We start from the raw sequence: 10010 nt of genomic DNA, 5'->3' as shown, positions 1-10010 counted from the left end.
ATGTAAGAAATTTAAATGTACGGATATTTATTTTATTTTTGAAGCCAAAAGATAAATTACTGCCATGCGAACCGCTACACCATTTTCAACCTGATTTAAAATTACAGATTGCTGCGAATCGGCAACATCTGAAGAAATTTCAACACCTCGATTGATTGGACCCGGATGCATAATTACAATTTCTTTTCTTAACGAATCTAAAAGTGATTTATCCACCCCATATTGTTGGGCATATTCTCTTGTCGAAGGAAAATAATTAAAATCCATACGTTCGTTTTGAACCCGTAACATATTGGCCACATCACACCATTCCAAAGCTTTACGCAAATTGGGCTCTACAGAAACACCTAACGACTCTATGTATTTTGGGATGAGCGTTTTGGGGCCACACACTTTTACTTCAGCACCTTGCATTTGCAACGCATAAATGTTGGAAAGAGCCACACGAGAATGCAAAATATCGCCAACAATTACCACTTTTTTACCACCTACTTCACCCAGTTTTTCTCTAATGGAATAACTATCGAGCAAGCCTTGAGTGGGATGTTCGTGAGCGCCATCTCCCGCATTGATTATACTTGCTTTAACGTTTTGCGACAAAAAATAAGCAGATCCTGGGTGTGAATGCCTCATAACAACCATATCCACTTTCATCGCAAGAATATTATTGACTGTATCGATTAAGGTTTCGCCTTTTTTTACGGAAGATTGAGCGGCCGAAAAACTAATAACATCTGCTGAAAGTCGTTTTTGAGCCAGCTCGAACGAAAGTTTGGTTCGGGTACTGTTTTCAAAAAATATGTTGGCTATAGTGATGTCTCGTAATGATGGTACTTTCTTAATCGGACGGTTGATGACCTCTTTAAAATGATCGGCAGTTTCAAAAATAAGGTCGATATCATTTTTAGTGATATATTTTATTCCTAATAAATGATTTACACTTAATTCTTTCATTTCGTTATTGGGTTGGGTAATAATTTTACTTGCTCTATTTGTTAATTGGTAACCAAATAAACAGCGTCTTCGTTCTCGTTTTCGTGCCACGAAACAATCACTTTTTGATTGTTAATGGCATCTACTTGTCGACCTCTGTAGTCGGGTTGAATGGGTAAATGCCGGCTAAACCTTCGATCGATTAAGACCAATAATTCAATTTCTGATGGTCTTCCGAAAGATTGAATAGCAGTTAATGCAGATCGAATACTTCTTCCAGTGTACAAAACGTCGTCGATAAAAATAACTTTTTTGTCCTCTACTAAAAAATCAATTTTGGTTTGATTGGCACCAATGGGTTTATCCGTTCGTCGGAAATCATCTCTAAAGAAAGTAATGTCCAAATAACCCAAGGAAATATCCTTAATATGATACTCTTTTTCTAATAATACCTTTAATCGTTCAGCTAAAAAAGTACCGCGTGGTTGAATTCCGATTAAAATCGTATTGGAAAAATCGAGGTGCTTTTCGATCAACTGACAGGCCAAACGATGCAGAATAATTGCGATTTCCTTTGAATTAAGCAATATTTTTTGACTCATAATGCTGTGGTGTTTGGAGTGTAAAAGTAATCCTTTTTTTAGATTTTGTAAACCGAGAAGTTAATAAATCTGAAACTTTATCGTAAAATACTGTAATATTTCCAAGTAGGGAATTTTAGAAATTTGTAAAAAATAGCGTTTAAGGTGGCTTACCGATTGTCAAAGAGCCCACTAATTAATTTTCAACGCTATACATTATAAAAAATTAAATAATAACCCTAAACCTTATACACATGAAAAATTACATCACAAGAATCAGTCTTTTCTTTCTAATTCTACTCACTTTCACGAGCTGCGAAGTGGTAGAAGGAATATTTAAAATCGGAATGGGAGTTGGCGTTTTTATCGTTATTGCCATTTTAGCGGTGATCATTTTTATTTATGCCAAATTGCGCAGAAAATAAGAGAGTCGAGCGAATAATAGAAACAGCAGTATTTGATTTGTATTTTAAATTCATCTTTCTACAATTGTCTTTTGACAAAAATGTACAAAATCATAAATAACTTCGTTTAAATAAAGCAAAACAGTAACTTTGTGTGCGAAATTTTGAAAAATCGCATTACCAAAATATGTTAGATACTGAACAAACTATCGAAGTTTTAGGAGCACGCGTCCACAATCTCAAAAATATAGATGTTTCCATTCCACGGGAAAAATTAGTAGTAATCACTGGACTTTCAGGTTCTGGGAAATCATCTTTGGCTTTCGATACCATTTATGCCGAAGGACAACGTAGATATGTAGAAACTTTTTCTGCTTATGCACGTCAATTCTTGGGGGGATTGGAACGTCCAGACGTCGATAAAATTGATGGGCTTTCGCCTGTAATTGCCATTGAACAAAAAACAACCAGTAAAAGTCCGCGTTCTACCGTGGGAACCATTACTGAAATTTACGATTTCCTGCGATTGCTTTTCGCACGAGCTTCGGATGCCTACAGTTACAATACGGGTGAAAAAATGGTCAGTTACAGCGACGATCAAATTTCAGAATTGATCAATACTTCTTTTATCGGAAAGAGAATTAACGTTTTAGCACCAGTTATTCGGGCTCGAAAAGGCCATTATGCCGAACTTTTTCAGCAAATTGCCAAACAAGGTTTTGTAAAAGTAAGAGTGAATGGTGTGGTAAAAGACATCACTCCTGGAATGAAACTCGATCGGTATAAAACCCACGACATCGAAATAGTCATCGATCGTCTTGTAGTCGATGCATCGCCCGACACTCAAAAACGTTTGTCCGAAAGCATCAACACTGCCATGCATCACGGCGAAAATGTCTTGATGGTATTGGATCAAGATACAGAGGAAATTAGGTATTTCAGTCGGAATTTGATGTGCCCTACAACGGGAATTTCCTATCAAAATCCAGAACCCAACTTGTTTTCATTTAACTCGCCCAAAGGCGCTTGTTCGCATTGCAATGGTTTGGGAATTATCAATGAAATTAATACAAAAAAAATCATTCCCGATCCAAAACTATCCATTAAACAAGGTGGTTTTGCACCGTTAGGAGAATATAAATCATCGTGGATTTTTAAACAATTGGAAACCATAGGCGAAAAATTCGACTTTAAACTTACAGATCCCATTTCCAAAATTTCGGACGAAGCGATGAAGGTAATTTTAAACGGTGGTAAGGATAAATTTACCGTTGCTTCCAAAACGTTGGGAATTACCAAAGAATACAAAATTGACTTTGAAGGAATTGCTCATTTTATCAAAAATCAGTTTGACGAAAATGCTTCCACAGTAATCAAACGATGGGCTAAAGAATTTATGGACGAAATTCCGTGTCCGGTTTGTGAAGGAACTCGACTCAAAAAAGAAGCACTTTATTTTAAAATTCACAAAAAAAATATTGCTGAACTTTCGGCAATGGACATTTCAGAATTGACGGAATGGTTTTTGAAATTAAACAATCATTTAAACGAAAAACAAAAACGAATTGCTACGGAAGTTATCAAAGAAATCAACGACCGCCTTTCGTTTTTAATGAATGTTGGGTTGAATTATTTGTCGTTGAGTCGCAGCTCTAAATCTCTTTCGGGTGGCGAAGCACAACGGATTCGATTGGCAACACAAATTGGTTCGCAGTTGGTAGGGGTTTTGTATATTATGGACGAACCCAGTATTGGTTTGCACCAAAGAGATAACGAAAAATTGATTCACTCATTAGAACAATTGCGAGATTTGGGAAATTCTATTTTAGTAGTCGAACACGACAAAGACATGATTGAACGAGCGGACTATGTAATTGACATTGGTCCAAAAGCAGGGAAATTTGGCGGTGAAATCATCAGCCAAGGAACACCCAAACAATTATTAAATGAACATACCACAACCGCCAAATATTTAAACGGCGAACTCAAAATTGAAGTTCCAAAACAGCGTCGAAAAGGCAATGGAAATTTCATTAAATTATCGGGTGCAACGGGTAATAATTTGAAAAATGTTTCTATTTCGCTGCCATTGGGAACCTTAATTGGGATTACAGGTGTTTCGGGAAGTGGAAAATCAACTTTGATTAATGAAACCTTGTATCCTATACTGAATGCTCATATTTTTAACGGAGTAAAAAAACCGATGCCGTATAAAAAAATTGAGGGATTGGAATTCATTGATAAAGTAATTGACATTGATCAAAGCCCAATTGGTCGAACACCTCGCTCGAATCCAGCGACTTACACCGATGTTTTTTCGGAAATCAGAAAGTTGTTTACGATGACTTCTGAAAGTATGATTCGCGGTTATAAAGCAGGACGTTTTAGTTTTAATGTTAAAGGGGGACGATGCGAAACCTGCGAAGGATCTGGAGTTCGTACAATTGAAATGAATTTTTTACCCGATGTTTATGTGGAATGTGAAACCTGTCAAGGCAAGCGATTTAACCGAGAAACACTTGAAATTCGTTACAAAGGAAAGTCGATTTCGGATGTATTGAACATGACGGTCGATGAAGCGGTTCCGTTTTTTGAACTGATTCCGAAAATATACCGAAAAGTAAAAACCATTCAGGAAGTAGGTTTGGGCTATATCACACTGGGCCAACAAAGCACGACACTCTCTGGCGGCGAGGCACAACGTATAAAATTGGCCGGAGAATTATCTAAAAAAGATACCGGAAACACTTTTTATATTTTAGACGAACCAACCACGGGTTTGCATTTCGAAGACATTCGGGTGTTGATGGATGTGATACAAAAGTTGGTTGACAAGGGAAATACAATTTTGATTATCGAACACAATATGGATGTTATAAAACTGGTCGATTACTTGATTGACATTGGTCCCGAAGGCGGAAAAGGCGGCGGAACAGTGGTTGCTAAAGGAACTCCAGAAGAAGTAGCTAAAAACAAAAAAAGTTATACGGCAGAATTTTTGAAAAAGGAGTTGGAGCATTAGATAAAAATAGGTTGTACATTGTCGAAACAGCTTGGCTGTTGATATTTTTGTATCTGCCAAACGCCAATTCTGCAATGCGCTAATTTTTAAAAATGTTTTTCGAAGTAATCCAAAAATATGCATAACTTCTTTTACAGGAACGTTAAATTTTTTACCAATAAACAACTATTGCTGCTGAGCAAATCCCTGATTATCGTATGATGCCGATGCTTTCCGGTTTCGAAGTCCAAATGATCTCTCGACCTTCAGATTCCGGATGCCATTTAATTGCTGATATTCTAGTAGCCTTCACCCGCCCCATACTTTACTTTGGATCAAGTGTCCCTTTTTGTTCAACTTGTTCATTCATAAATTTAAGCATCTGTGTCGAAAGTTTAACGAATTGTTTTGCAATTACCCAAATAAGCAGAAAAAACAGGTCGTCAATTCTAATAATCAATAACAATTAGGATTCTCCGTCACAAACAAACTCATTGTAGAAGGAGAAAGGTACGGAATTCCCAAGCCCAAACCTCGTAAGATAAAAAGGCATCCGATACAAACGGCTAGATAAGGAATAAAGGTTTGAATTCGATTTCGAAAAGTAGGCGTTATAAACGAGTGGACGTAAATAACCAAACTCATCAAAGGCAATGTTCCTAGTCCAAAAAGAAGCATGTACAAAACACCATACGTAACGCTTTGCATCGCAATCGCACCAAAAAGAGCCACGTAAACCATTCCGCAAGGTAAGAAACCATTGAGCAAGCCGATGGTGAAAAGCGAGGAGTAACTTTTGTTCGTGAACTGTTTTCCCAAAGCCGTTTTTACTTTCGAAATGACTTTATAAATCGGTTTTGAGAAGTTGTATTGCGCCAATTTTTGTTCGGGAACCAATATGAACACAATCATTAAAATACCGATGGCAATAGAAAGTTGTTGTTGTATACCGGCTAAGAAAAAACCTTTTCCTAATGCACCAAAGATAAGTCCGATGGTGGCGTAAGCTGTTAACCGACCAAAGTGATAAGTCATCACTTGAATGGCTTTTCGAGTTGCATTGGTTTGATCCACAGGCAACATCATTGCGATGGGACCGCACATCCCGACACAATGAAAACTGCTGATGAGACCAAATAGTAATGCAGTGTAAAGCATTTTACAACTAATTAATATAAATTGTTTCTTTTAATTTGTAGCTTTTAGAATCGTATTCCCAATCGATAAAAATGTCCCAACGACCGCCTACCAAATTCATTTTAGGTATGAGTAAAGATGGTTTTGACAATGAAATTGGAACTTGGAAGTCCAATTTTTTGTTAGACGGTCGATAAAAGGACACTGTACCTTTAACTTCTTGGAGCTGCATGGATGCAGGAAATTTAATTTCTATCGAATCCTTACTTTGAATCACGATTGGTTTTTTAACTAAATTTTCGGCATTTTGCATTTTGACGTAATCTTCGCCATAAAGTGCGTCTTTCTTGTAATACTCTTCTACTACAAGTTCATTATCGTACTTCGAATCCGATTGAACGGTAAAGACGAAAAACAATATAAAAGTGATAAACAGCGAAAACGCTATAACTATTGATGTTCCCCAACCTATTTTGAATTGCATAATTTTTTTTAATTAAATGTTCGTGGACCTAGAAAATTAGTCGTTGTGGTTTCCAATAATTTATCGCCATCATAAACGCCAATTTTTACCATTGTTTTATCGCCTTCCAGCAATGCCTGATTGATTTCAATAAATAATGTTCCTTGCGAGATGCCTTCTCGTTTCAGATTCATTCCTTCGGCACCCACATTTTTGATGGTTCCTTTGGGTTCCAGAATTTCAAAATGCACTTGATTGAACTCTTTACTGGTTTTATTGATGATTTTATAGGTGTACACATTGCTAATTTTATCGCCTTTGTGTTCAAAAAGTTGGCCTGGCAATCGCAATACCGTTGCTTCGACATCATTTCGCAAAAACAACATTCCTGTTAAAACACCTAGTAAAATAACCAAAACTGCTGTATAGCCTTTCATTCGAGCAGTAAAAACAAACGGCTCTTTTTTCTCAATTTCATCTTCCGAGGCATACCGAATCAATCCTTTAGGCAAGTTGACGCTTTCCATTATCGTATCACATTCGTCGATGCAAGCGGTACAGTTGGTACATTCCAATTGTGTTCCGTTTCGGATGTCAATTCCCATCGGACAAACGTTGACACATTGATGGCAATCGATACAATCGCCTTTTCCAGTAACCGCCCGGTCTTCGCCTTTTTTAAATTTGGCTCTTCCCTCCTCTTTTTCGCCTCGAACAAAATCATAGGCGACATTAATGGATTTATTGTCTAACAAAACGCCTTGTAACCGACCGTACGGACAAGCAATTATACATACCTGCTCTCTAAACCATACAAAAACAAAGTAAAAAACGCCTGTAAATATCAGTAAAGAAATAAAATTACTTAGATGTTGAGTAGGTCCTTCTTCGATCATCAAAAACAGTTTGTCGCTACCGATCAAGTAGGCGAGAAAAACATTGGCAATCAAAAACGAAATCACAAAAAAGATGATCCATTTGAGTACCCGTTTACGGATTTTCTCGGCATCCCATTTTTGTTTACTCAATCTAATTTGTGCTCCTCGATCTCCGTCTATCCAGTACTCAATTCGACGAAAAACCAGTTCTAAAAATATGGTTTGCGGACAAATCCATCCGCAAAATATGCGTCCAAAAACTACAGTAAACAGCAAAATAAAAGCAACGCCCACCAACATCGAAATCACAAACAAGTAAAAATCTTGTGGCCAAAAAGGGAAACCAAAAATATTAAACCTTCTTTCCAGAACGTTGAACATCATGAACTGGTTGCCGTTGATTTTTACAAACGGATTGGCGATTAGAATGGCCAACAAGAAATAACTTACATATTGTCTGTATGTATAAAAACGTCCGTGTGGTTTTTTTGGAAAAATAAATTTCCGTTTTCCTTCTGCATCAATGGTTCCTATCGTATCTCTAAAAGATTCATCTTCATACGGTTCCGACATGATATTTGTTTTTTAATTTATTTAGGCTTTAATCTAAAAATAATAGCATTACGCAAAATGCCGTAATAGATAGAACTAAAACATGTATTTATTTAGCAGCTACAATTGGAGTTGCTGTTGTATCTTTCACTACTTCTGGAGTTGCAGCAGGAGCGCCTTCTTCTTTCCATACATCTCCTTCAGCTGGTTTGGCGTCCGGTGGATTTGTACCTTGCAAGGACAATACATAACTGGCAACTTGCTGTATTTCGGTTGGTTTAAGCATTGTTTTCCAAGCTACCATTCCTTTTCCATCTCGACCGCCGTTTACTAAAGTATTGAATACATTTTTAATTCCACCACCTAAAATCCAGTGTTCATCGGTCAAGTTAGGTCCAATTTGTCCGCCGCCATCCGCTTTGTGGCACGCCACACAATTGGTCTCGTAAATGGCTTTACCTTTGGATAAATCGCTGGCGTCGGTTAGCAAGGTTACTTTATCCGCATTCATCAAATCTGGAGCAGTTTTCTTGTATTCTTCCAACGCAATTTTGGCTTCGGCAATTTCTTTTTGCAATTCCATTTCTTGGTTGTCTCCATTAAGCACTTCATAGTGAATGAAATAGGCAAAACCCCAAATTACAGATATAACAAATAGATATTTCCACCAAGGCGGTAAGTCGTTGTCAAGCTCTTTGATGCCATCATAGTCGTGGTCCAAAAGCAGTTCGCCTTCCATTGCCATTGGTTTGCTTCGGGTAAGCATTTGCATCATTTTTTTGTACCAAGCGCTTTCAGTAATGCTTAATTCTTCATCAGCGGCTTTCTTTTGTTTTTCTTCTTCAGAAAGTAAATGATAGGTTACATTATCAACCGCACTAATGGTAATTTCGACGGCTATCAATAAAAATAAGAAGAAAAACAAAAAGATAGACACCATTGGATATTCGATAAATGCAGGTTTACTACCTGAATCGATAATAAATTCCATTCCAAGTGCAACTATAAAAAACAGTAGTGGAACTCTTACATAAGCTGGAATAAGTTTTTTCATGACGCTGTGTTTTTAAAATTAATTAATCTTTTAATGGAATTTGACTCATTTCGTCTATTGCTTCTTTTTTGTAACCAAAAACCCAAATTCCCAGTGCCACGAAAAAAGTAAAGAAAATAATTAGGGAGAGGATGGGGTAGATTTCCACCCCAATTATAGTCTCCATATTGTGTTTTATTGCTTCAAACATTGTTTTAATTTTTTGCGTTATCTTTTACTTTAATATCTGTACCCAGTCTTTGCAAATAAGCAATCATTGCTACAATTTCGCGTTGGCTCATTGGCACAAATTCTTCTCCTTTAGCTGCGGCAACTTTCTTGCTGTTTTCGTAACTTTTTACAAAGTCGGGATCGGCTTTCAAATTGTCTTCAATACCTTGAGCTTGTTTCGCCATCGCTTTTCTGGCATTGGCTACTTCGGCATCTGTGTACGGAACACCTAAAGTTTGCATTACTTTCATTTTGGCTTCGATATCCGAAATATCCATGGCTTCATTATCAAACAACCATTTGTAACCTGGCATAATTGAACCTGCCGAAATACTTTGTGGGTCCCACATGTGGTTGAAATGCCAACTGTCGTTGTATTTTTGACCTACTCTTAACAAATCAGGACCTGTTCTTTTGGAACCCCATAAAAATGGGTGATCATACACATATTCTCCCGCTTTGGATTGTGGTCCATAACGTTCCACTTCGCTTCTAAATGGTCGAACCATTTGTGAGTGACAACCCACACAACCTTCACGAATGTAGATATCTCTTCCTTCTAACTCTAGTGGCGTATATGGTTTTACAGCTGCAATGGTAGGAATGTTAGAATCGACCATAATTGTGGGTACAATTTGAATAATTCCTCCAATCAAAATAGCTACAGTAGCCAAAATAGTCAACTGAATTGGACGTCTCTCCAACCAAGGGTGGAATTTTTCGCCGTTCAATCTTTTTTTGCTGATTTCCGGTAAAGCGGGTGCTTCGGCAAAATCATCTTCAATCGTTTGGTTGGC

General features: G+C 37.3%; 10 protein-coding genes. 2 read left to right on the top strand and 8 right to left on the bottom strand.

Features of this window, described 5'->3' with window-relative positions; genetic code table 11:
• Positions 1-27: 27 nt before the first annotated feature.
• Together ACIQ2X_RS10075 and pyrR are read right to left on the bottom strand one after the other, a co-directional pair.
• On the bottom strand, positions 28-954 hold the full coding sequence (locus ACIQ2X_RS10075; protein ID WP_396178803.1) for an aspartate carbamoyltransferase catalytic subunit: 927 nt from the start codon (positions 952-954) through the stop codon (positions 28-30).
• Positions 955-995: 41 nt separating this feature from the next.
• A complete protein-coding gene (gene pyrR, locus ACIQ2X_RS10070) occupies positions 996-1535 on the bottom strand; it encodes a bifunctional pyr operon transcriptional regulator/uracil phosphoribosyltransferase PyrR (RefSeq protein WP_396178802.1) in 540 nt (179 codons plus the stop codon).
• Positions 1536-1768: 233 nt separating this feature from the next.
• Between pyrR and ACIQ2X_RS10065 the strand changes: the two genes are divergently transcribed.
• Both ACIQ2X_RS10065 and uvrA read left to right on the top strand, forming a co-directional pair.
• Positions 1769-1939, top strand: a complete 171-nt coding sequence (locus ACIQ2X_RS10065) for a hypothetical protein (protein WP_396178801.1) — start codon at positions 1769-1771, stop codon at positions 1937-1939.
• Between the two features lie 166 nt (positions 1940-2105).
• A complete protein-coding gene (gene uvrA, locus ACIQ2X_RS10060; RefSeq protein WP_396178800.1) occupies positions 2106-4940 on the top strand; it encodes an excinuclease ABC subunit UvrA in 2835 nt (944 codons plus the stop codon).
• A gap of 435 nt (positions 4941-5375) precedes the next feature.
• Here the strand turns inward: uvrA and ACIQ2X_RS10055 are convergent, their stop codons facing one another.
• From ACIQ2X_RS10055 to ccoO, 6 genes are all read right to left on the bottom strand, one after another.
• Positions 5376-6077 (bottom strand): sulfite exporter TauE/SafE family protein, encoded by a 702-nt coding sequence (locus ACIQ2X_RS10055; protein ID WP_396178799.1) that lies wholly within the window; start codon positions 6075-6077, stop codon positions 5376-5378.
• A 7-nt stretch (positions 6078-6084) separates the two neighbouring features.
• Positions 6085-6540: a FixH family protein gene (locus ACIQ2X_RS10050; protein ID WP_396178798.1), complete on the bottom strand. Its 456-nt coding sequence runs from the start codon at positions 6538-6540 to the stop codon at positions 6085-6087.
• Between the two features lie 8 nt (positions 6541-6548).
• Positions 6549-7970 (bottom strand): cytochrome c oxidase accessory protein CcoG, encoded by a 1422-nt coding sequence (ccoG, locus tag ACIQ2X_RS10045; RefSeq protein WP_396178797.1) that lies wholly within the window; start codon positions 7968-7970, stop codon positions 6549-6551.
• Between the two features lie 88 nt (positions 7971-8058).
• Positions 8059-9003 carry a cbb3-type cytochrome c oxidase N-terminal domain-containing protein gene (locus tag ACIQ2X_RS10040; protein ID WP_396178796.1) on the bottom strand — a complete coding sequence of 315 codons (945 nt, stop codon included), beginning with the start codon at positions 9001-9003 and terminating at the stop codon, positions 8059-8061.
• 22 nt (positions 9004-9025) lie between these two features.
• A complete protein-coding gene (locus ACIQ2X_RS10035; RefSeq protein ID WP_396178795.1) occupies positions 9026-9193 on the bottom strand; it encodes a CcoQ/FixQ family Cbb3-type cytochrome c oxidase assembly chaperone in 168 nt (55 codons plus the stop codon).
• Positions 9194-9197: 4 nt separating this feature from the next.
• On the bottom strand, positions 9198-10010 hold an 813-nt coding region (gene ccoO, locus ACIQ2X_RS10030; protein ID WP_396178794.1), incomplete at its 5' end, for a cytochrome-c oxidase, cbb3-type subunit II.

It is taken from the genome of Flavobacterium sp., from assembly GCF_044368625.1.
Lineage (GTDB): Bacteria > Bacteroidota > Bacteroidia > Flavobacteriales > Flavobacteriaceae > Flavobacterium.
This window is presented reverse-complemented; position numbering and strand designations above follow the sequence as displayed.

What these genes read in the sequence shown, in the direction of transcription:
- ACIQ2X_RS10075 (WP_396178803.1), bottom strand. Translation starts at nt 954, where the DNA reads ATGAAAGAATTAAGTGTAAATCATTTATTAGGAATAAAATATATCACT.
- pyrR (WP_396178802.1), bottom strand. Translation starts at nt 1,535, where the DNA reads ATGAGTCAAAAAATATTGCTTAATTCAAAGGAAATCGCAATTATTCTG.
- ACIQ2X_RS10065 (WP_396178801.1), top strand. Translation starts at nt 1,769, where the DNA reads ATGAAAAATTACATCACAAGAATCAGTCTTTTCTTTCTAATTCTACTC.
- uvrA (WP_396178800.1), top strand. Translation starts at nt 2,106, where the DNA reads ATGTTAGATACTGAACAAACTATCGAAGTTTTAGGAGCACGCGTCCAC.
- ACIQ2X_RS10055 (WP_396178799.1), bottom strand. Translation starts at nt 6,077, where the DNA reads ATGCTTTACACTGCATTACTATTTGGTCTCATCAGCAGTTTTCATTGT.
- ACIQ2X_RS10050 (WP_396178798.1), bottom strand. Translation starts at nt 6,540, where the DNA reads ATGCAATTCAAAATAGGTTGGGGAACATCAATAGTTATAGCGTTTTCG.
- ccoG (WP_396178797.1), bottom strand. Translation starts at nt 7,970, where the DNA reads ATGTCGGAACCGTATGAAGATGAATCTTTTAGAGATACGATAGGAACC.
- ACIQ2X_RS10040 (WP_396178796.1), bottom strand. Translation starts at nt 9,003, where the DNA reads ATGAAAAAACTTATTCCAGCTTATGTAAGAGTTCCACTACTGTTTTTT.
- ACIQ2X_RS10035 (WP_396178795.1), bottom strand. Translation starts at nt 9,193, where the DNA reads ATGTTTGAAGCAATAAAACACAATATGGAGACTATAATTGGGGTGGAA.